The organism is Streptomyces sp. NPDC001348, assembly GCF_053597535.1.
In genome coordinates, this window is sequence record NZ_JBSFIK010000029.1 from 70109 (window position 1) to 90565 (window position 20457).

Annotated in this window: 18 protein-coding genes and 1 pseudogene; 11 read left to right on the forward strand and 8 right to left on the reverse strand. The window is 71.9% G+C overall.

The features are described from left to right. Window positions 1–289: ATP-binding cassette domain-containing protein (locus tag ACWC21_RS27245; protein WP_450885468.1), on the reverse strand; the 289-nt coding region annotated here is incomplete at its 3' end. Between the two features lie 146 nt (window positions 290–435). Here ACWC21_RS27245 and ACWC21_RS27250 point away from each other — a divergent pair. After that, window positions 436–774: pseudogene (locus tag ACWC21_RS27250) on the forward strand (isocitrate lyase/phosphoenolpyruvate mutase family protein); the annotation flags it as partial. Window positions 775–930: 156 nt separating this feature from the next. Here ACWC21_RS27250 and ACWC21_RS27255 read toward each other — a convergent pair. Both ACWC21_RS27255 and ACWC21_RS27260 read right to left on the reverse strand, forming a co-directional pair. Beyond that, window positions 931–2049: a fatty acid desaturase family protein gene (locus ACWC21_RS27255; RefSeq protein WP_450885469.1), complete on the reverse strand. Its 1119-nt coding sequence runs from the start codon at window positions 2047–2049 to the stop codon at window positions 931–933. A gap of 7 nt (window positions 2050–2056) precedes the next feature. After that, the gene (locus ACWC21_RS27260) at window positions 2057–3112 is read right to left on the reverse strand and encodes a ferredoxin reductase (protein ID WP_450885470.1); all 1056 of its coding nucleotides are present in this window, start codon (window positions 3110–3112) and stop codon (window positions 2057–2059) included. Window positions 3113–3199: 87 nt separating this feature from the next. On the opposite strand from ACWC21_RS27260, the gene ACWC21_RS27265 reads away from it, so the two are divergent. After that, window positions 3200–4339, forward strand: a complete 1140-nt coding sequence (locus tag ACWC21_RS27265) for a PucR family transcriptional regulator (protein WP_450885471.1) — start codon at window positions 3200–3202, stop codon at window positions 4337–4339. Between the two features lie 443 nt (window positions 4340–4782). Here the strand turns inward: ACWC21_RS27265 and ACWC21_RS27270 are convergent, their stop codons facing one another. Then, on the reverse strand, window positions 4783–5199 hold the full coding sequence (locus tag ACWC21_RS27270; protein WP_450885472.1) for an SsgA family sporulation/cell division regulator: 417 nt from the start codon (window positions 5197–5199) through the stop codon (window positions 4783–4785). A 244-nt stretch (window positions 5200–5443) separates the two neighbouring features. On the opposite strand from ACWC21_RS27270, the gene ACWC21_RS27275 reads away from it, so the two are divergent. After that, window positions 5444–6496, forward strand: coding sequence for a WD40/YVTN/BNR-like repeat-containing protein (locus ACWC21_RS27275; RefSeq protein WP_450885509.1), 1053 nt, complete (start codon window positions 5444–5446; stop codon window positions 6494–6496). A gap of 72 nt (window positions 6497–6568) precedes the next feature. Continuing rightward, entirely contained in the window at window positions 6569–6907 is a 339-nt protein-coding gene (locus ACWC21_RS27280; protein ID WP_450885473.1) for a plasmid stabilization protein, read from the forward strand. 9 nt (window positions 6908–6916) lie between these two features. Here the strand turns inward: ACWC21_RS27280 and ACWC21_RS27285 are convergent, their stop codons facing one another. Next, window positions 6917–7213 (reverse strand): YciI family protein, encoded by a 297-nt coding sequence (locus ACWC21_RS27285; RefSeq protein ID WP_450885474.1) that lies wholly within the window; start codon window positions 7211–7213, stop codon window positions 6917–6919. Window positions 7214–7275: 62 nt separating this feature from the next. Here ACWC21_RS27285 and ACWC21_RS27290 point away from each other — a divergent pair, with 62 nt between their 5' ends. Both ACWC21_RS27290 and mmpA read left to right on the forward strand, forming a co-directional pair. Then, entirely contained in the window at window positions 7276–8022 is a 747-nt protein-coding gene (locus ACWC21_RS27290) for an endonuclease V (protein ID WP_450885475.1), read from the forward strand. 72 nt (window positions 8023–8094) lie between these two features. After that, complete coding sequence (gene mmpA, locus ACWC21_RS27295; RefSeq protein WP_450885510.1) at window positions 8095–8241, forward strand: morphogenic membrane protein MmpA; 147 nt, start codon at window positions 8095–8097, stop codon at window positions 8239–8241. Window positions 8242–8260: 19 nt separating this feature from the next. Here mmpA and ACWC21_RS27300 read toward each other — a convergent pair whose 3' ends face one another. Then, a complete protein-coding gene (locus ACWC21_RS27300) occupies window positions 8261–9439 on the reverse strand; it encodes a saccharopine dehydrogenase family protein (protein WP_450885476.1) in 1179 nt (392 codons plus the stop codon). A 209-nt stretch (window positions 9440–9648) separates the two neighbouring features. Here ACWC21_RS27300 and ACWC21_RS27305 point away from each other — a divergent pair, with 209 nt between their 5' ends. Genes ACWC21_RS27305 through ACWC21_RS27315 form a run of 3 tightly spaced genes read left to right on the forward strand, consistent with a single transcriptional unit; the run spans window position 9649 to window position 14285 of the window. Then, complete coding sequence (locus ACWC21_RS27305; RefSeq protein ID WP_450885477.1) at window positions 9649–10803, forward strand: CaiB/BaiF CoA transferase family protein; 1155 nt, start codon at window positions 9649–9651, stop codon at window positions 10801–10803. Window positions 10804–10845: 42 nt separating this feature from the next. Next, window positions 10846–12060: an acetyl-CoA C-acetyltransferase gene (locus tag ACWC21_RS27310; protein ID WP_450885478.1), complete on the forward strand. Its 1215-nt coding sequence runs from the start codon at window positions 10846–10848 to the stop codon at window positions 12058–12060. A gap of 41 nt (window positions 12061–12101) precedes the next feature. Continuing rightward, entirely contained in the window at window positions 12102–14285 is a 2184-nt protein-coding gene (locus ACWC21_RS27315) for a 3-hydroxyacyl-CoA dehydrogenase NAD-binding domain-containing protein (RefSeq protein ID WP_450885479.1), read from the forward strand. Here the strand turns inward: ACWC21_RS27315 and ACWC21_RS27320 are convergent. Further along, window positions 14280–15038, reverse strand: coding sequence for a MerR family transcriptional regulator (locus ACWC21_RS27320; RefSeq protein ID WP_450885480.1), 759 nt, complete (start codon window positions 15036–15038; stop codon window positions 14280–14282). The genes ACWC21_RS27315 and ACWC21_RS27320 overlap by 6 nt on opposite strands. A 223-nt stretch (window positions 15039–15261) precedes the next feature. Between ACWC21_RS27320 and ACWC21_RS27325 the strand changes: the two genes are divergently transcribed. Continuing rightward, a complete protein-coding gene (locus ACWC21_RS27325) occupies window positions 15262–16728 on the forward strand; it encodes an amino acid permease (protein WP_450885481.1) in 1467 nt (488 codons plus the stop codon). A gap of 93 nt (window positions 16729–16821) precedes the next feature. Here the strand turns inward: ACWC21_RS27325 and ACWC21_RS27330 are convergent, their stop codons facing one another. Continuing rightward, window positions 16822–18312, reverse strand: a complete 1491-nt coding sequence (locus tag ACWC21_RS27330; protein WP_450885482.1) for a M1 family metallopeptidase — start codon at window positions 18310–18312, stop codon at window positions 16822–16824. A 174-nt stretch (window positions 18313–18486) separates the two neighbouring features. Between ACWC21_RS27330 and ACWC21_RS27335 the strand changes: the two genes are divergently transcribed. Continuing rightward, on the forward strand, window positions 18487–20442 hold the full coding sequence (locus tag ACWC21_RS27335; RefSeq protein WP_450885483.1) for a Xaa-Pro dipeptidyl-peptidase: 1956 nt from the start codon (window positions 18487–18489) through the stop codon (window positions 20440–20442). The last annotated feature ends 15 nt before the right edge of the window (window positions 20443–20457 follow it).

A 20457-nucleotide genomic window follows, 5' to 3' on the forward strand; every position in this document is an offset into this window, starting at 1 on the left:
CATGCAGCGCGGCCCGCTGCGCGGCGATGCCCAGCGCCTCGTCCACGCGGAGGGCGGTGTCCAGGGTGACGTTCTGGGGCAGGTGACCGACCTCGCCCGAGACCCGGACGGCGCCGTCCGTCGGGGTGAGCTCACCGGAGACGAGTTTCAACAGGGTGGACTTCCCCGACCCGTTGACGCCGACGAGCCCTGTGCGGCCGGGGCCGAAGGCGGCGTCGAGGCCGTCGAAGACGGGGGTGCCGTCGGGCCAGGAGAAGGACAGGGACGTCACTGTGAGGGAGGAAGACATACGGGCCTCGCGGTCGCTTGAAGCGGTCAGGGTGAACGCGTGTCGAGACACCGCGGGGCGGCGGCAGCGCAGCCGGACGAGGGGGGAGCCCCTGTGCCGGAGGACGGCTCGGACGCCGAGGTCGCACGCGCGCATGCCCACTTCGTGTGGGGCGCGGTGTCTCAGGACCTCAGACGAGCAACGTCCTTCTCCGATCGACGGCAACAGAAGCGTTGTACACCGTAGGAGGGCGGTCGGACGCCGTCAACGGAATTTACGAGGGACCGCGTCCTCGGCCGGCGGGGGCCCTCGGGGCCGCCGGCGGCGACCGGCTCGAGCGGGACCGCGCGCTGGAGGCCGTCGCGCGCGTGGCCGCGACCGTGCGGGTCCCGGCCGGCGCCGACATCGAGACCGGTTACGCCGACGACCCGAGGAGCGTGGCCGACACCGCGCGGGCGGTGTTCACGGCGGGCGCGGTGGGCGTCGGCATCGAGGACGCGCCGCACGAACGGGGGCGCGGCCCGCTGCGGGCGCCGGCGGAGCAGGCGAGCGAAGCGAGATCGGGGGTCCCCCGGGCGAAGTCCGGGGGAGGATCGCCGTCGCCCGGGAGGCCGCGGACGCCGATGGGGTGCCGTCGTTCGTCGACGCCCGCATCGACGGAATCAGGCCGCGACGAGCTCCTGCTCGCGGGCCGGCGCCTTGACCTCGGGCCGCTTGTTCGGCAGCGAGAGCCGGAAGACCTTGCGCCACGCGGAGAACACCTGCTTGGGCAGCGGCCCGGTGACGTACTCCAGCTCGTACTTCTCGAACAGCGCGCGCACCTTCACCGCGACCTCGGCGTACCGGTTGCTCGGCAGGTCCGGGAACAGGTGGTGCTCGATCTGGTGCGACAGGTTGCCGGTCATGAAGTGCATGGCCTTGCCGCCGCTGATGTTCGCCGAGCCCATCATCTGGCGCAGGTACCACTGGCCGCGCGTCTCGCCCTTGATCGACCGGCGCTCGAAGACCTGCACGCCCTCGGGGAAGTGCCCGCACATGATCACCGAGTGGGACCAGATGTTGCGGACCAGGTTCGCGGTGAACGTGGCGGCGAGCGTGGGGAGGAACGACGGGCCCGACAGCAGCGGGTGGATCACATAGTCCTTGAGCACCTGCTTGCGGATCTTGCGGCCCACGGCCCTGGCCCGCGCGCGGAACTCCGGGTTCTTGCGGCGGCGCCTGTGCAGGTTCTTGCCGAGCTCGAGGTCGTACGCCGCGATGCCGTACTCGAAGAAGCAGGCGTTGATGAAGTTCCACAGCGGCTGGCCGAGGTGGATCGGGTGCCACTTCTGGTCCTCGTCGACGCGCATGATGCCGTAGCCGAGGTCGTTGTCCTTGCCGATCACGTTGGTGTACGTGTGGTGCAGCTCGTTGTGCGAGTGCTTCCACTGGTCGGCGGGCGAGACGTGATCCCACTCCCAGGTGGTGGAGTGGATCTTCGGGTCCCGCATCCAGTCCCACTGGCCGTGCAGGACGTTGTGGCCGATCTCCATGTTGTCCATGATCTTCGCCACGGACAGACCGGCGGTGCCGAGCAGCCACGCGGGAGGGAAGACCGAGAACAGCAGCACGCCCCTGCTGACGAACTCGAGCTTGCGCTGCGCGGAGATGACCTTGCGGATGTAGGCGGCGTCCTTCTCGCCGCGGCCGGCGATCACCTCGTCGCGGATCTCGTCCAGTTCGCGGCCGAGTTCCTCGATCTGTTCCGCGGTCAGGTGGGCGGTGGGGTCGATTGCGGTCAAGGTGTTCCTACCGTTCGATGTCACAGGGGCCCGCCGCGGCGGACACACAGGTCTGGATGAGGACGCCCGGCTCGGCCTCGGTGATCTCGCCGGTGCGCAGGTCGCGGACGGCGCCCGCCCTGAGCGGTGTGACGCAGCCGAAGCAGATGCCCATGCGGCACCCGGAGGGCATGAGCACGCCGGCCTCCTCGCCGACGTCCAGCAACGGCGTGGCACCGTCCGCGTCGACGGTCTTGCCGGTGGCGCTGAACGTGACCGCGCCGCCATCGCCGGCGGCGACGACGGTGGGACGGAAGCGTTCGGTGTGCAGGCGCTGAGGGACGCCGTGCTCGCTCCAGTGCTTCTCGGCGGCGTCGAGCAGCCCCGCGGGCCCGCAGGCCCAGGTCTCGCGCTCGGCCCAGTCGGGCACGAGTCCGTCGAGACGGGCGATGTCGAGCATGCCGTCCGTGTCGGTGTGCACCTCGGTGAGCCGCAGCTTCTTGTCCGCGACCAGGTCGTGCAGTTCCTTGCGGAAGATCACGTCTTGCGGCTGCGGGGCGCAGTGGACCATGACGACGTCGTCGAACTCGGTGTCGCGCAGCATGCCCATCACGGGCGTGATCCCGCTGCCGGCCGTCAGGTAGAGCACCTTGGCGGGCTTGGCCTGCGGCAGCACGAAGTCGCCGGTCGCCTGGTCGAGCTGGATCAGCGTGCCCGGTTTCGCCCTGCGGACCAGGTGGTTGCTGACCTTGCCGTCCTCGATGGCCTTCACGGTGATCGTGACGCGGCCGTCCTCGCGGTTCGTCGGCGAGGTGATGGAATAGGCACGCCACAGGCGCACCCCGTCGACATCGACCCCGATCCGCACGTACTGACCGGCTGTGTGGCCGCGCCAGCCCCGCCCCGGCCTGATCACGATGGTCGCGGCGTCACCCGTCTCGGGGTGCACGGCCTCGATGCGCCCACGCAGGTCCGCGCCCGCACGCAGCGGGCTGACCAGGTCGAGGTAGTCCGACGGCAGCAGCGGCGTCGTGACCATCTCCAGTAGTTTCCACGCCCTGCTGCGGAGGGCTGCACTCGTCATGACTCCAGCTTGCTGCGCCTCAGGGCGTAAAGTCCTGACCGTAGGACGTAAAACTGATCGGCCGAATTGTTCGCTGGGAACAAAAACGTGAGCCATGCAATCCGGAGGGCCAGTGAATTGGCCCTGGATGAGACGACGGTCACCGCACTGCGGGCCGCACTGAAGAGCACCGCGGACGAGGTCGTCCAGGCGATCATCGACGAGGTCCCGCCCTACGCAGGTGCCCTGTCGGGTCACATGGGCGCCACCATCCGCCGAGCCGTGCGCACCGCCCTGGGGCACTACCTGGACCTCGCGAGCGGGAAGGCCACAGGCGGCGACGCCGGTGACGCGGCCTATGAGCTGGGCCGCGGCGAAGTACGCGACGGACGTTCGATGGACGCCCTGCTCAGCGCCTACCGCGTCGGTGCCCGCGTGGCCTGGCGATGCCTGGCAGCGGGTGCCGTACCCGCAGGCCTGCCCGCCGCCGAGGTCGCCAAGTTCGCCGAGCTGACCTTCGCCTACATCGACGAGCTCTCCGCCGCGAGCGCCGCGGGCCACGCCGACGAACTGGCCGCCCGGGGCCGGGCCCGCGAGCGCCACCTGGAACAGCTGGCCCGCGACCTCCTCGCCGGCGCGAGCCCGGACGTGCTGCTGACGTCTGCTCAACGGGCCGGGTGGCAGCCTCCCGTTTCGCTGACCGCGGTCCTGCTTCCCGCCGCCCAGGCCCGGCCCGCCTACCGCGCGCTCGACCAAGGCACCCTCGTCCTCGACGATCTGCCGGACGCCACCGGTGTGCTGCTCGTCCCCGATGCCGACCGGCCACATCTCCTGCGGCAGCTGACCGACCGCACCGCCGTGGCCGGACCGGCCCGGCCATGGACTCGTGTGTCCGCCTCGTACGCACGAGCCGTACGCGCGCGCTCCCTCTCCTCCGACATTCGCGACACCGAGGACCATCTGCCCGACCTGGTGCTGAGCGCCGACGCGGAAGCGTTCGCGGACCTGCGTGCCCGAGCTCTCGCACCGTTGCGGACCTTGCCTGTCGCGACCGCACGGCGGCTGGAGGAAACGTTGCGGGCGTGGCTGCTGCACCAGGGCAGGCGGGATGAGGTGGCGGCGGCGTTGTTCGTCCATCCCCAGACCGTCCGGTACCGGATGTCGCAGCTGCGGGAGCTGTTTCCCGATCTCGCATCACCGCACCGGGTCCTTGAACTGACGCTGGCGGTCGGCCTTCGGGTCGGCTGACGACCACGGCCGTGCCCGACCTGGTCCTGGCTCCGGCCGTGCGCTCGCCTGCGCCATCTGCGGCCATCAGCCGGCGGGCGGGATCGCGGCCATCGCCGAGAGCCGGGCAAAGGACGTCACTTTCGTGGTCGGCCAGGTGACGTCCCCTCACCATGGGCAAGGACTGCTGTCATGACCGCGCCCGGACCAGGAACTGGTGCGCGCGGCGCGTCGCGAACCTGGACGGCGCGAACGCAGACCTGTTCGGTGCGGACCTGGCGAAGGCGAAGCTGTCCGGCGGATCGGGTCGCAGGACACGGGCGGTGCCACATCGGCGTGGGCGAGCGGGGGCCCCGCGCGAGCTCGGTTCGAGCGTGGGGGAGCGTGCGGCTGCAAGGCGGAGGGGGGCGTCGGGGAGGGCGTGCCAAGCCCCGCGTCTGCGGCAATGGTCCGCCGGACAGGTCCTAGCAGGCGTCGCGCATCAGTTCCGCCAGGTCGTGGTCGAGGTCGAGCTGGAGGTGTTCCAGACCGGTGGCCACCAGTTCGTTGGTCGCCTGCAGGAAGCGGCGGATCTCACCGGTGCGCACGTGCACGACGGCGGTGCCCTCGGGGGCGTGGAACTCCAGGACGGTGCGGTCGTACCCGTACGGGCGTATCCGTACGTCGCCGTGGCCCTCCGGGGCCTGCAGCCCCGCCGTCAGCAACTCGCGGGCGAAGGTCCAGCAGACCTCGACGCCTTCCAGGGTGGCCGGGGCGGGGAACGTCATGCGGACCGCGAACGGGTCGCGCCGGTCGTAGCGCAGCGTGGCGGGAATACTCGGCATGCGCGGTGCTGCGGCGACGAGGCGGGCCTCGACGGGCTGCTCGATGACGGTGGACAACGCCTTGCTCCCTCGTGACGGCTGGACGGGCTTCCGGGTGTGGGACCGGACACTGGAGGAGACGACGGAACGAGCCGCTCCGTGCACACGTATCGCTAGTGACCTCTGTCACCGCGTTCATGCATGCGCGGGCCGGAGCGGGCGGTCTGGACGGGGCCGGACCGGTGGGCTAGCTTCGCCCGCCATGAGGCGCTCGGGGAACGCGGGACTGACGGGACGTAAGCGGCGGCGGCTGACGGGGGTGATGGCGGCGGGGGCGTCCGGGGTGGCGCTGGCCGCGCTGACCGTCGCACCGGCCCAGGCGCACACGCCGGAGCAGCGGGCGCCGCACTGGGCGCTCAAGGACAGCGGGGCGCCGCAGGTGCGCTTCCGCGGACTCGCGGCGGTAAGCCGCGACACCGCCTGGCTGGCCGGAACCGGCGGCACCGTCCTGCGCACCACCGACGGCGGGGCGAGCTGGCGGAACGTCTCCCCGCCCGGCGCGGCCGAGCTGCAGTTCCGGGACGTGGAGGCGTTCGACGCGCGGCGCGCGGTGGTACTGGCCATCGGTGAGGGAGAGGCGTCCCGCGTCTACCGCACCGACGACGGCGGAGCGACCTGGACGGAGTCCTTCCGCAACACCGACCCGAAGGCGTTCTACGACTGCCTGGCCTTCTTCGACCGCCGCCACGGCCTGGCGATGGGGGATCCGGTCGACGGGAAGTTCCGCATACTGTCGACCGCCGACGGCGGACGCACCTGGCGGGTGCTGCCCGCCGAAGGCATGCCGGCCGCGCTCGACGGCGAGGCGGGCTTCGCGGCGAGCGGACAGTGCCTGGTCACCTCCGGGCCCGAGGACGTCTGGCTGGCCACCGGCGGCGGCGCCCACGCGCGCGTGCTGCACTCCGCGGACCGCGGCCTGACCTGGACGGCCACCGAGACGCCCATCCCGGCGGGCGACCCGGCGCGCGGCGTGTTCGCGCTCGCCTTCCGCGACCGCGCCCACGGCCTCGCGGTCGGCGGCGACTACCGCGCCGACCAGCCCTCCCCGCAGGCCGCCGCGGTCACCGGGGACGGCGGCCGCACCTGGCAGCCGGCGGCCACGCCCCCGCCCGCCTACCGCTCCGGCGCCGCCTGGCTCCCGCACAGCCGCACCGCCGCCCTCGCCGTCGGCCCCACCGGCACCGATGTCACCACGGACGGCGGACGCACCTGGAGGACGCTGGACACCGGTTCGTACGACACCGTCGACTGCACCCCCGACCTGAGCTGCTGGGCGGCGGGGGAGAAGGGGCGGGTGGCCCGGCTGGAGCGCTGATCCGGGCCGGGCATGCGATTCCGCGGACGGAACGGGTACCCGGTCACTCCTCACGAGAGAGGAGTGACCGACATGCCACGCGGTTCCAGCCCCAAGCGGGAACGTCAGTACGAGCACATCAAGGAGAGCGCGCAGGACCGTGGCGAGAGCGAGGGACGCGCCAAGGAGATCGCCGCGCGGACGGTGAACAAGGAACGTGCCCGCTCCGGTGAGTCGAAGACCGCCAGCCGCAGCTCCACGCAGGACATGTCGTCCGGCAAGCGCGGCGGCCGGCGCTCGGGCAACCGGGCCGGCTCCCACGGCCCGACCCGCGACCAGCTGTACAACGAGGCCAAGCAGCGCGGCATCGAAGGCCGTTCGCACATGAACAAGGACGAACTGCGGCGGGCGCTGGACGCCAAGAAGGGATGACCGCGGCGCTCAGCCGAGCGTCTGCCGGTGGCGTGCCAGCTCCGGAGCCGTCTTCGTGGCGATGAACTCGGTGACGCGGTACGCGCAGACACCGGCGACGACGAACGGATCCCCCGCGACGATCTCCTCGATCCGCGCGCGGTCCCCCGCGACGGCGAGGATCACCCCGCCGTCGCGGGGGTTCTTGCGTCCGGAGGCCAGGAAGACACCCCTCTCGTACTGCTCGTCGAGCCAGGCGACGTGCGCCTTGAGAGCGGCGTCGACGGCCTCGAGCGGGGCGGTGTAGGTCAGCTCCAGTACGAACATGATCGCGAGCGTACCCCTGGTGCGGCGCACCCCGAGGGCGGGGCCGTACGCTCGTCACCACCATGACGAGCGTACGGATTCCCGCCGACTGGCCCGCCACCGAGGAACAGGCCCGCGCCCTCCAGGACGAGTTGCGCGAGCGGGTGGTCCTGGACGAGGCCGGGCCGCGTCCCGGCACGGGCCGTGTGACGGGCGTCGACGTGGCCTACGACGACGAGAGGGACCTCGTCGCCGCGGCGGCCGTCGTCCTGGACGGGGCCACCCTGGAGGTGGTCGCCGAGGCCACGGCCGTCGGCCGCGTCCGCTTCCCGTACGTGCCCGGGCTGCTCGCCTTCCGGGAGATCCCCACCGCCCTGGCCGCCCTCGACGCGCTGCCCTGCCCGCCCGGCCTGGTCGTCTGCGACGGCTACGGCCTCGCCCATCCGCGCCGCTTCGGCCTCGCCTGCCATCTCGGCGTGCTCACCGGGCTGCCCACGATCGGCATCGCCAAGAATCCCTTCACCTTCACCTACGAGGACCCGGCCGCCGTGCGTGGCAGCGGCTCCCCGCTTCTGGCGGGCACCGAGGAGGTCGGGCGCGCGCTGCGTACGCGGGACGCGGTCAAACCGGTGTTCGTCTCCGTCGGCCACCGCATGAGCCTCGACAACGCCTGCGCGCACACGCTGGCCCTGACCCCGTCCTACCGGCTCCCGGAGACGACACGCCGGGCGGACGCGCTGTGCCGCCGCGCGCTGCGCGAGGCGACCGGCGATCTCCGGTACCGCCGGGTCCGCCGGAGCCGGCCCGCCACGTACTCAGGGACCGGGTAAGCCGTCTGAGTACCAGTACGGATGTGGCCGCCGAAGACCGGCGGCAGGCTCTGCCGCATGACGACGCACCGCATGACGACACGCCGCTCCCCGAAGCCTCTGACCGACCCCGACCGGCCCGTCGAGCGCGCCGTGACGGCCGCTCTGGTCCTGTGCGTGCTCGCGGGCGTCGGGTGGATAGGCGGCATGCTGTACACGGTGATCGGGTGGTCCGTGTGAACGCCTCCGCCGCGGCCGTCTAGAACGACGCGGCCACCCGGAAGGTGATCCCCGCCTCGCGGAGCCGCTCCGTCAGCGCGTCCCCCATCGCCACGGCCGTCGTGACCTGCCCGGCCGTCGGCGGCAGCTCGTCGAAGGCCAGGGACTGGGCGGCCTCGGCGAAGATCTTGGCGGTCTCGTCGTACCCCGGATCGCCGCCCGAGACCTCCGTGAACACGCGCCGGCCCCCGCCCTCGCCGACGAAGCGGACCGAGAACCAGCTCTTCGCCCGTTTCTCGGCGCTCGGCCCGTCCCCGGGCCTGAGCCGGCCGGACAGCCAGCGCCGGGCGGGCGGCAGTTGGGCGGCCGCGGCGACCGCGCCCACGGCCGCGACCCCGCCCAGGGCGACGGGCAGTTGCCGCACCGCCGCGTAGTGCCGGTAGCGGAAGTCCGGGCCGTACCGGTCCAGGGCCTTCGCCGACCGGCGGACGATCTGCGGGTCGATGGTGGGCAGCGGCAGCGCCCAGGCACCGACCTCCCGGGCGAACCTCGGCGCACCCGCCGGCGCCGACACCCGGCGGGCCGGCAGCCGCGGCTCGTGCCGGCCGCGTTCCCGCGCGGCCGCCAGCATCTGCCGCCCGCGCGCGAACTGGTTCAGCGCCGAGGCGAGGGTGCCGCCGGAGAAGGCCGCGTCGGCCGTCACATAGCCGTCCACGGTCAGCGGCACGCCCTCCGGCAGCTGACGGACGGTGAAGTACGCCCCCAGGTCGTGCGGCACGGAGTCGAATCCGCAGGCGTGCACCAGCCGGGCGCCCGTCTCCCGTGCGCGGGCGTCGTGCCGGACGTACATCAGGTCCACGAACTCCGGCTCGCCCGTCAGGTCGAGGTAGTCGGTTCCGGTGTCCGCGCAGGCGGCGACCAGCGGCTCGCCGTACCGGATGTACGGGCCGACCGTCGAGGCCACCACGCGCGCGTGCTCGGCCAGCCGGCGCAACGTGCCGGGGTCCGCCACGTCGGCCTCGAGGACGCCGACGTCCGCGCCGCCGGGCAGCCGCTCGCGCAGTTCGCGCAGCTTGCGCCCGCTGCGGCCGGCGATCGCCCAGCGCAGGTCCTGGGGTGCGTGTGCGGCGAGGTACTCCGCGGTGAGCCTGCCGACGAAGCCCGTGGCTCCGAAGAGCACGATGTCGTAGGGACGGTCCGTCCTTTTCAGCCTGCTCATGACACCCCTTGGTCGCGCACCCCGCGCCGCGTGGTCGTGCACCCCGCGCCGCTGTCGGTGGCTGAGGCTAGCGTGAGACCGCGGGGCCCGACGACCAGCCGGAGGCAGCCGATGGCCAAGCGCTTGCTCGTCCGGGCCTTGTGCCCGGTGGAACGTGTTCTTAACATCGGCGATGTTACAGCAGTGGTGTCATACGGACTGGGGGCGGCATGACCACCGCACAGGCGCCAGGGCACGGTCCGCTCACCGGTGTGCGCGTGGTCGAGCTGGCCGGCATCGGCCCCGGCCCGTTCGCCGCCATGCTCCTCGCCGACCTGGGCGCGGACGTGGTCCGGGTGGACCGCCCGGGCGGCACCTCGCTCGCCCTGGACCCCGCGTACGACATCACCAACCGCAACAAGCGCTCGGTGCTGGTCGACCTGAAGTCCCCGGGCGGCCCGGACCGCGTCCTCGACCTGGCCGAACGGGCCGACGTCCTCGTCGAGGGGTACCGCCCCGGTGTCGCCGAGCGCCTCGGAGTCGGCCCCGACGCCTGCCACGCCCGCAACCCGGCACTGGTCTACGGCCGGATGACCGGGTGGGGCCAGCACGGGCCCCTCGCCGACCGCGCCGGTCACGACATCGCCTACCTGGCGCCGACCGGTGTCCTCGGCATGATCGGCGACCCGGACGGGCCGCCGGCGGTCCCGGCCAACCTGCTCGGCGACTACGCGGGCGGCTCGCTCTACCTCGTCGTGGGCGTCCTCGCCGCCCTGCACCACGCGCGCGCGACGGGCACCGGACAGGTCGTCGACGCCGCCATCGTCGACGGCGCCGCCCACCTCGCCACGATGATCCACGGCATGCTGGCCGCCGGCCGCTGGCAGGACCGGCGCCACGCCAACCTGCTGGACGGCGGCTGCCCGTACTACGGCACGTACGAGACCGCCGACGGCCGGTACATGGCGGTGGGCGCCCTGGAGCAGCAGTTCTACGACGAGTTCCTGCGACTGCTCGACCTGCCCGAACTGGTCCCGGCCCGGAAGGACTGGACCCGCTGGGGGGAGCTGCGCGAGAAGGTCGCCGCCCGTTTCAAGTCCCGCACCCGGGACGAGTGGACCGCCCGTTTCGAGGGCACGGACGCGTGCGTGGCGCCCGTGCTGTCGCTGCGTGAGGCCCCGCACCACCCGCACCTGGCCGCCCGGGGCACCTTCACCGGCCACGGCGGCATCACCCAGCCCGCGCCCGCGCCCCGCTTCTCCGTCACCCCCACGGAGGTCCGTACCGGCCCGGCCCGGCCGGGCGCCGACACGGCCGCCGTGGCCCGGGACTGGGGCCTGCCCGCGCACCCACACCCCGACGACCTCGTCCGGGACGGCGACTGACCCCGCCTCCCGCCCGGCCCACCACCCGCGAAAGGCATACAGTTGAGCACCGAAGCGTACGTGTACGACGCGATCCGCACCCCGCGCGGCCGCGGCAAGGCGAACGGCGCCCTGCACGGCACCAAGCCCATCGACCTGGTCGTCGGACTCATCCACGAGCTCCGCGACCGCTTCCCGGGGCTCGACCCGGCCGCGATCGACGACATCGTCCTCGGCGTCGTCGGCCCCGTCGGTGACCAGGGCTCGGACATCGCGCGGATCGCGGCGATCGCCGCGGGACTGCCGGACACGGTGGCGGGCGTCCAGGAGAACCGCTTCTGTGCCTCCGGCCTGGAAGCGGTGAACATGGCCGCCGCGAAGGTCCGTTCCGGCTTCGAGGACCTCGTACTCGCCGGCGGCGTGGAGTCCATGTCCCGGGTGCCGATGGCCTCGGACGGCGGCGCCTGGTTCAACGACCCGATGACCAACCTCGCGGTCAACTTCGTACCGCAGGGCATCGGCGCCGACCTGATCGCCACCATCGAGGGGTTCACCCGCCGCGATGTCGACGAGTACGCGGCGCTGTCGCAGGAACGCGCGGCGACGGCCTGGAAGGAGGGCCGCTTCGACCGCTCCGTCGTCCCCGTCAGGGACCGCAGCGGTCTCGTCGTGCTGGACCACGACGAGCACCCGCGCCCGGGCACCACCGCCGACTCGCTCGCGAAGCTCAAGCCGTCCTTCGCGGACATCGGCGAGCTCGGCGGCTTCGACGCGGTCGCCCTGCAGAAGTACCACTGGGTGGAGAGGATCGACCACGTCCACCACGCGGGCAACTCCTCCGGCATCGTCGACGGCGCCTCGCTGGTCGCCATCGGCTCGAAGGAGGTCGGCGAGCGCCACGGCCTCACCCCGCGCGCCCGGATCGTCTCCGCCGCCGTCTCCGGCTCCGAGCCGACCATCATGCTCACCGGTCCCGCGCCCGCCACCCGCAAGGCACTCGCCAAGGCCGGGCTGACCATCGACGACATCGACCTCGTCGAGATCAACGAGGCCTTCGCGGCGGTCGTGCTGCGTTTCGTCAAGGACATGGGGCTGTCCCTGGACAAGGTCAACGTCAACGGCGGCGCCATCGCCCTCGGCCACCCCCTCGGCGCCACCGGGGCGATGATCCTCGGCACCCTCGTCGACGAACTCGAACGGCAGGACAAGCGGTACGGCCTCGCCACGCTGTGCGTCGGCGGCGGCATGGGCATCGCCACGATCGTCGAGCGCATCTGACTCCCCGCGGACCCACACGACCTCAACGAAAGACGACTGTCATGACCGAGAGCACCACCATCCGCTGGGAGCAGGACGACACCGGTGTCGTCACCCTCGTGCTGGACGACCCCAACCAGTCCACGAACACGATGAACCAGGCGTTTCGCGACTCCCTGGCCGTCGTCGCCGACCGGCTGGAGGCCGAGCAGGACTCCGTCCGCGGCATCATCCTCACCTCGGCGAAGAAGACCTTCTTCGCGGGCGGCGACCTGCGCGACCTGATCCGGGTCACCCCCGGAACCGCCCAGGAGGTCTTCGACGGCGGCCTCGCCGTCAAGCGCAACCTGCGTCGCATCGAGACCCTGGGCAAGCCGGTCGTCGCGGCGATCAACGGCGCGGCCCTGGGCGGCGGTTACGAGATCGCCCTCGCCTGCCACCACCGCGTCGCCCTCGACGCGCCCGGCTCGAAGATCGGCTGCCCCGAGGTCACCCTCGGCCTGCTCCCCGGGGGCGGCGGCGTGGTCCGCACCGTACGCCTGCTCGGCATCGCCGACGCCCTCCTGAAGGTCCTGCTCCAGGGCACCCAGTACAGCCCGCGGCGCGCGCTGGAGAACGGCCTGGTCCACGACGTGGCCGCCACTCCCGAGGAACTCCTCGCCAAGGCCCGCGCCTTCATCGACGCCAACCCCGAGTCCCAGCAGCCGTGGGACAGGCCGGGCTACCGGATTCCCGGCGGCACACCGGCCAACCCGAAGTTCGCGGCGAACCTCCCCGCCTTCCCCGCCACCCTGCGCAAGCAGACGGGCGGCGCCCCCTACCCCGCCCCCCGCAACATCCTCGCGGCGGCCGTCGAGGGCGCCCAGGTCGACTTCGAGACCGCCCAGGTCATCGAGGCCCGCTACTTCGTCGAACTGGCCGCCGGCCAGATCTCGAAGAACATGATCCAGGCGTTCTTCTTCGACCTGCAGGCCGTCAACTCCGGTGCCAGCCGCCCGCAGGGCATCGAGCCCCGCAAGGTCCGCAGGGCGGCCGTCCTCGGCGCCGGGATGATGGGCGCGGGCATCGCCTACTCCTGCGCCCGCGCGGGCATCGACGTCGTCCTGAAGGACGTGTCCCTGGAGGCGGCGGTCAAGGGCAAGGGCTACTCCGAGAAGCTCTGCGCCAAGGCCGTGGCGAAGGGCCGTACGACACAGGACAAGGCGGACGCCCTGCTGGCCCGCATCACGCCGACCGCCGACGCGGCCGACCTGGCCGGCTGCGACGCGGTGATCGAGGCCGTCTTCGAGGACCCGGCGCTCAAGCACAAGGTGTTCCAGGAGATCGAGCACGTCGTCGCCCCGGACGCGCTGCTGTGTTCCAACACCTCCACCCTGCCCATCACCGTCCTCGCCGAGGGTGTCGAACGGCAGGGCGACTTCATCGGCCTGCACTTCTTCTCACCCGTCGACAAGATGCCGCTGGTGGAGATCATCAAGGGCGAGCGGACCGGTGACGAGGCCCTCGCGCGCGCCTTCGACCTGGTCCGGCAGATCAACAAGACGCCGATCGTCGTGGGCGACTCGCGCGGCTTCTTCACCTCGCGGGTCATCGGCCACTTCATCAACGAGGGCGTCGCGATGGTCGCGGAGGGCATCGAGCCCGCCTCCGTCGAGCAGGCCGCCGCGCAGGCCGGCTACCCGGCCAAGGTGCTGTCCCTGATGGACGAGCTGACCCTCACCCTGCCGCGCAAGATCCGTAACGCGTCGAAGCGGGCGGTCGAGGAGGCGGGCGGCACATGGACGGCGCACCCCGCCGAGGCGGTCATCGACCGCATGGTCGACGAGTTCGGCCGTACCGGCCGCAGCGGCGGCGCGGGCTTCTACGAGTACGGGGATGACGGAAAGCGGGCCGGGCTGTGGCCGGGACTGCGGGAGCACTTCACGCGCGAGGGCGCCGGGATCCCGTTCGTGGACATGCAGGAGCGCATGCTCTTCGCCGAGGCTCTGGACACCGTCCGCCTGCTGGAGGAGGGCGTCCTCACCTCGGTCGCGGACGCCAACATCGGTTCGGTCCTCGGCATCGGCTTCCCCGGCTGGACCGGCGGTGTGCTGCAGTACATCAACGGGTACGAGGGTGGCCTGCCCGGATTCGTGGCACGCGCGCGTGAGCTCGCCGAGCGCTACGGCGAACGGTTCACCCCGCCCGCGCTGCTGGTGGAGAAGGCGGAGAAGGGCGAGCGCTTCACCGACCCGGCCCGCTCATGACCGGGTGAGCCACTCTCCCAGCTCTTCCCTCAGCGACCGCTGGAACGTCGTCAGCAGCGCCTGCACCACCAGGGGGTGCATGTGCGCGGACAGGGACTTCACGTCCCGGGCGGTGCGCTCGGCCACCTCGCCGCGGAAGAGCCGGGAGAGTTCGTGGGCGGCGGCGCGCGAGTGCTCGACGAGCACCTCGCGCGCCGCGAGGATCGCCTCCTGGGACAGCGGTACGTCCAGGAGCTGGACGCCGAGCCGGAGCAGCCCGGCGTCGACCCGGAACGTTTCCGCGCCATCCGCGCCATCCGTGCCATCGGCGCCATCCGTGCCATCGGCCCGGACGACACTCATGGCCGTCAGCCGCGCCATGTCCTCGTCCGTCAGCGGCCGTCCGGCCCGCCGTTCGAGCTCTCCCCGGGACACCGTCTCCTCCGTGTCCGGCGCCCAGGACGCCACCACCGCACGGTGGATGGCCAGGTCGTGCGGGTCGAGGTCCGGTGGCAGCTGCCGCAGGTACCGCTCGATCGCGGCCAGCGTCATGCCCTGCTGCTGCAGTTCCTCGATCAGGGCCAGGCGCGCCAGGTGCCCGGGCCCGTAGCGTCCCACCCGGCGCGGGCCGATCACCGGCGGCGGCAGCAGCCCCTTGGTGGCGTAGAAGCGGACCGTGCGCACCGTGACCCCCGCCCGGGCGGCCAGCTCGTCGATCGTGAGGGCCGGCTCGCCGGCGCCGGCGCCGGCGTCCGTCTCGGCGTGGGTCGTCATGTTCAGCAGTATCGCTGTCTCACCAGTGCTGTGAAACATGTGGTGATCCATGTGGTGACCCTGTGAGAGCTGCCGTCCTGTGAGATGGGCCACCGCATACCGGGCGAACCGGTGGGGAAGCAGCAGCGTTGGTCTGTGCCGCGACACGAGGGTGGTGCGGGCCGAAGTCACATTCGGACACCCGGGTCACGACTCCCGGGGGCACCAGAAAGTGGAACCACCCGTGAGCAAGGAAGCCGTCCATTCGGCACAGGTCGCCGACCATCCCCGGGCGACCGGGGCACCCGCGGACGCGGGTGACGCCGGCTACAGCAAGGACCTCAAGCACCGCCACGTCAACATGATCGCCATCGGCGGCGCCATCGGCACCGGACTGTTCCTGGGCGCCGGCGGCCGTCTGCACAACGCGGGCCCGGCGCTGGCCCTGGCCTACCTGGTCTGCGGCGTCTTCGCCTTCTTCGTCGTGCGGGCCCTGGGAGAGCTGGTGCTCTACCGGCCCTCCTCCGGTTCGTTCGTGTCGTACGCGCGCGAGTTCCTCGGCGAGAAGGGCGCCTACGTCGCCGGCTGGATGTACTTCCTGAACTGGTCGACCACCGGCATCGCCGACATCACCGCGATCGCGCTGTACACGCACTACTGGAGCATGTTCACGTCGATTCCGCAGTGGGCGCTCGCCCTGATCGCCCTCGCGGTGGTGCTGGCCGTGAACCTGATCTCGGTGAAGATCTTCGGTGAGATGGAGTTCTGGTTCTCGATCATCAAGGTCGCCACCCTCGTCGTCTTCATGCTGATCGGCATCTTCCTGCTGGCCACCCAGCACCCCGTCGACGGCCGGACCCCGGGCGTGAGCGTGATCACGGACAACGGCGGGGTCCTGCCGCACGGCCTGATGCCGGTCGTCCTGGTCATGCAGGGCGTGATCTTCGCGTACGCCGCGCTGGAGCTGGTCGGCGTCGCCGCGGGCGAGACCGCCGAGCCGGCGAAGGTCGTCCCGCGCGCGGTGAACTCGATCATGTGGCGGGTGGGCCTCTTCTACGTGGGCTCGGTCGTCCTGCTGGCCCTGCTGCTGCCGGGTTCGGTCTACTCCGGCGACGAGAGCCCCTTCGTGACGGTGCTGTCCAAGATCGGCGTCTCGGGCGCGGGCGACGTGATGAACCTGGTCGTGCTCACCGCCGCCATGTCCTCGCTGAACTCCGGCCTGTACTCCACCGGCCGCATCCTGCGCTCCATGGCGATGGCCGGCTCGGCGCCGAAGTTCACCGCCCGGATGAACCGCAGCCAGGTCCCCTACGGCGGCATCCTGCTGACCTGCGCCGTGTGCGTGGCCGGTGTCGTCCTGAACTACCTGGTGCCGAGCCAGGCCTTCGAGATCGTGCTGAACGTGGCGGCCCTCGGCATCATCAGCACCTGGGTCATCATCATGGTCAGCCACCTGGTCTTCGTCCGGCGGGCCCGGGAGGGCGAGGTCACCCGGCCGTCCTTCCGGCTGCCGTTCAGCCCGTTCACCGAGATCACCACGGTCGTCTTCCTGCTGGCCTGTCTCGGCATGATGTGGAACGACCCCGAGGTCGGCCGCAAGACCCTGCTGCTGATCCCGCTGATCGCCGTCGCCCTGGTCGGCGGCTGGTTCGGCGTGCGCCGCAGGGTCGCGCGGACGGCCGACGGCGAGCCGGGCCGGTCCGCGCAGTAGCGGGCCGCGGCCACCGGACGTCGGGGGACGGGGCGGGCACAGCCCCGGCCGGGGCGACGGGGCAGGCTCCCGCCGCCCCGGGCCAGGAGCACGTCAGCGTCCGTGCACGTTGTTCGTCGCCTCGATCTTCTTCCACGACTTCGGCTGTGCGGGCGCCGCCGGCTTCGCGATCGACGCGGTGCGCGCCGCGGACGCGGCCGGCTTCGACGGCTGGAACAGCCAGGTGTCGAAGAGCGCCGCCAGGGGCTTGCCGGAGACCCGCTCGGCGTACTTCTGGAAGTCGGCCACCGAGGCGTTGCCGTAAGCGTGCTCCTTCGGCCAGCCCTTGAGGATGGCGAAGAACGCGTCGTCGCCGACCTCGTTGCGCAGCGCCTGGACCGCGACGGCCCCCCGGTCGTAGACCGCGGTGTCGAACTGGTTGTCCGGACCCGGGTCACCGGGCGCCACCTTCCAGAACGGGTCGTCGGCCGGGTGCGAGGCGTACACGTAGTCCGCCAGCTCCCGCGTGGTGCCCTCGCCCTCGTGCTCGGACCACAGCCACTGCGCGTACCGCGCGAAGCCCTCGTTGATCCAGATGTCCTTCCAGCCCTTCAGCGACACGTCGTCGCCGTACCACTGGTGCGCCAGCTCGTGCACCACCACCGAGGTGTTGGAGCCGTTCGCGAACTGCTTGGGGCTGTAGTAGATCCGGCTCTGCGTCTCCAGCGCGTACCCGGTCGTGGTGTTCGGCACGTAACCGCCCGCCGAGGCGAACGGGTACGGCCCGAAGTAGCCGCTGAGCCAGTCCACCAGTTCACCGGTCCGCTCCACGCTCGCCCGCGCCGCCCCGTCGTTGTCGCCGAGGTCCTTGCTGTAGGCGTTGACGACCGGGACGCCGCCCTCGGAGGTGCTGGTCGTGATGTCGAACTTCCCGACCGCGAGGGTGGCCAGATACGTCGCCTGCGGCTTGTTCTGCCGCCAGTTGTAGCGGGTCCAGCCGAGCTTCGAGCTCGTCGACTGCAGCGTGCCGTTGGAGATGGCCTGGGTGCCGTCCGGCACGGCCACCGACACGTCGTAGGTGGCCTTGTCCGACGGGTGGTCGTTGCTGGGGAACCACCACCAGGCGGCCTCGGGCTCGTCCGCCGCGACGGCACCGTCCGGGGTGCGGTGCCAGGTCGAGAACCCGTAGGCGCTCTTCGTCGACGGCACCCCGCTGTACCTGACCACGACCGTGATCGGCGTGCCCTTCGCCAGCGGTGTGGCCGGGGTGATCTCCAGCTCGTGCTGACCGGAGCTGCTGAAGGCCGCCCTGGCGCCGTTGACCCGGACCTCGCTCACGTCCAGCAGGAAGTCCAGGTCGAACCGTGACAGGTCCTCGGTGGTCCGCGCCAGGATGGTCGCCGTGCCCTCCAGCTCGTCCGTCGCGGGCTGGTACTGCAGCCTCAGGTCGTAGTGGGAGACGTCGTAACCGCCGTTGCCGTAGTACGGGTAGTAGGGGTCGCCGATGCCGGGCGCGCCGGGGGCGTAGCTCGCGGCCGATGCCGGGATCGCCAGCAGCAGGGAGGCCGCCGCGAGTACGCCCGGGGCGAGGATTCTGCGGTGCACGTCAGCTCCAAGTCGTAGGGTGACGACAGGTCTGTCCGGAGCCTATTCAGCCCCTGTGGCCCCTGACGTGTCCACAGCACCCCCTGTCACACGATCGCCATTCGGCCGTCACGAACCTTACGGCCACTCAGATGCACCCTTCTGCACGGCAGTTGACCGGGGTACCGTCCGCGCATGCCGAAACGCACGCGCTTCACGACCTGGAGAACGTTCGCGACGGCGGCCGTCGCCGTCCTCGTCGCCGCCTTCCTCACCCCGGCCGCGGCCCAGGCCGCCCGGGGCCCCGGGGAAAGCCGGCCGGTCTACTCCTACGCCGACGCCGTCCGTGAGTCCGTCTGGGTCGACACCGGCCTCGACGGCGACGGCGACGGGAGGACCGACCGGGTCGCCGCCGACATCGTCCGCCCCCGGGAGGCGGCACAGCAGCACCGCAAGGTGCCCGTCATCATGGACGCCAGCCCGTACTACTCCTGCTGCGGCCGCGGCAACGAGAGCCAGACGAAGACGTACGACGCGAGCGGCCACGTCGTGCAGATGCCGCTGTTCTACGACAACTACTTCGTGCCGCGCGGCTACGCCTTCATCGGCGTCGACCTGGCCGGAACCAACCGCTCCGACGGCTGCGTCGACATCGGCGGCCGCAGCGACATCCAGTCCGCGAAGGCCGTCGTCGACTGGCTGAACGGCCGCGCCCGCGCCTACACCAGCCGTACCGGAACCGCCACGGTCAAGGCGACCTGGACCAACGGCCGCACCGGAATGATCGGCAAGAGCTGGGACGGCACCATCGCCAACGGTGTGGCCGCCACCGGTGTGAAGGGCCTGCGGACGATCGTGCCGATCAGCGCGATCTCCTCCTGGTACGACTACTACTTCGCCAAGGGCGCCCCGCTGTACGACTCCGGCCCCGCCCAGCTGTCCGACGCGGTGGAGAGCGACGGCGCCCACGCCAGGTGCGCCGCGGTGCAGCACAGGCTCGTCGACGGGGCGCCGCGCACCGGCGACTGGACACCCCTGTGGACCGAGCGGGACTACGTCAAGGACGCCGCCAAGGTGCGGGCCAGCGTCTTCCTCGTCCACGGCATGCAGGACCTCAACGTCCGCACCAAGCACTTCGGCCAGTGGTGGGAGGCGCTCGCCCGGCACGGCGTGGAGCGCAAGATCTGGCTCTCCCAGACCGGCCACGTCGACCCCTTCGACTACCGGCGCGCCGACTGGGTCGAGACCCTGCACCGCTGGTTCGACCACGCACTCCTCGGCTACGCCAACGGCATCGACCGTGAGCCGATGGCGGACATCGAGCGCCACCCCGACCAGTGGGTCACCTCGGCAGCCTGGCCGCCGCGCACCACGCGGGACACCACCCTGCGCCCGGCCACCGGCTCCCGGGCGGGCGTCGGCACCCTCGGCCTGCGCAAGGGCTCCGGCACCGAGACCTTCACCGACGACCCGCGGCTGAGCGAGACCGACTGGGCCGCGCGGATCACCGAGCCGACCCCCGAGAAGGCCGGTTTCGTCACCCGGCCGCTCACCCGTGACCTGCGCCTGTCCGGCTCCTCCGAGGTCACCGTCACCGCCACCCCGACCACCTCGACGGCCCATCTGTCCGCCGTCCTCGTCGACGTCGGCCCCGACACCATCCGGGACTACGCCGACGCCGCCGAGGGCATCACCACGCTCACCGATCGCACCTGCTGGGGCGAGAGCACCGCCGGGGACAGCGCCTGCTTCAAGGCGACGCGGGCGAAGACGGCGTCCGTCGGCTACACCGTCCTCAGCCGTGGGTGGGCGGACCTCGGCAACTACGCCTCCGACCGCAAGGGCGTCCCGCTCACCCCGGGCAAGGCGTACACCATCACCCTGGACCTCGCCGCCACCGACCACGTCGTGCCCCGGGGGCACCGCCTGGCGCTGATCGTCGCGGGCACGGACAAGGACCTCATCGACCCCCCGTCCACCACCCCGACCCTCACCGTGGACCTGGCGCGTACGTCGGCCAGGGTGCCGCTGGTGGGCGGCGCAGCCGCGTTCGCCCGCGCCACCTCGGGCGGCACGTCCGCCGCGCCCGGGGCCACGGTCCTGGACGGCGTGCGGGCACCGCGCACCGTCCGGCACCTGCCGGGGACCTGACCGGTCCGGGCGGCC

What these genes read in the sequence shown, in the direction of transcription:
- mmpA (WP_450885510.1), top strand. Translation starts at nt 8,095, where the DNA reads ATGACGACACGCCGCTCCCCGAAGCCTCTGACCGACCCCGACCGGCCC.
- ACWC21_RS27290 (WP_450885475.1), top strand. Translation starts at nt 7,276, where the DNA reads ATGACGAGCGTACGGATTCCCGCCGACTGGCCCGCCACCGAGGAACAG.
- ACWC21_RS27285 (WP_450885474.1), bottom strand. Translation starts at nt 7,213, where the DNA reads ATGTTCGTACTGGAGCTGACCTACACCGCCCCGCTCGAGGCCGTCGAC.
- ACWC21_RS27260 (WP_450885470.1), bottom strand. Translation starts at nt 3,112, where the DNA reads ATGACGAGTGCAGCCCTCCGCAGCAGGGCGTGGAAACTACTGGAGATG.
- ACWC21_RS27315 (WP_450885479.1), top strand. Translation starts at nt 12,102, where the DNA reads ATGACCGAGAGCACCACCATCCGCTGGGAGCAGGACGACACCGGTGTC.
- ACWC21_RS27300 (WP_450885476.1), bottom strand. Translation starts at nt 9,439, where the DNA reads ATGAGCAGGCTGAAAAGGACGGACCGTCCCTACGACATCGTGCTCTTC.
- ACWC21_RS27275 (WP_450885509.1), top strand. Translation starts at nt 5,444, where the DNA reads ATGGCGGCGGGGGCGTCCGGGGTGGCGCTGGCCGCGCTGACCGTCGCA.
- ACWC21_RS27305 (WP_450885477.1), top strand. Translation starts at nt 9,649, where the DNA reads ATGACCACCGCACAGGCGCCAGGGCACGGTCCGCTCACCGGTGTGCGC.
- ACWC21_RS27320 (WP_450885480.1), bottom strand. Translation starts at nt 15,038, where the DNA reads ATGACGACCCACGCCGAGACGGACGCCGGCGCCGGCGCCGGCGAGCCG.
- ACWC21_RS27335 (WP_450885483.1), top strand. Translation starts at nt 18,487, where the DNA reads ATGCCGAAACGCACGCGCTTCACGACCTGGAGAACGTTCGCGACGGCG.
- ACWC21_RS27280 (WP_450885473.1), top strand. Translation starts at nt 6,569, where the DNA reads ATGCCACGCGGTTCCAGCCCCAAGCGGGAACGTCAGTACGAGCACATC.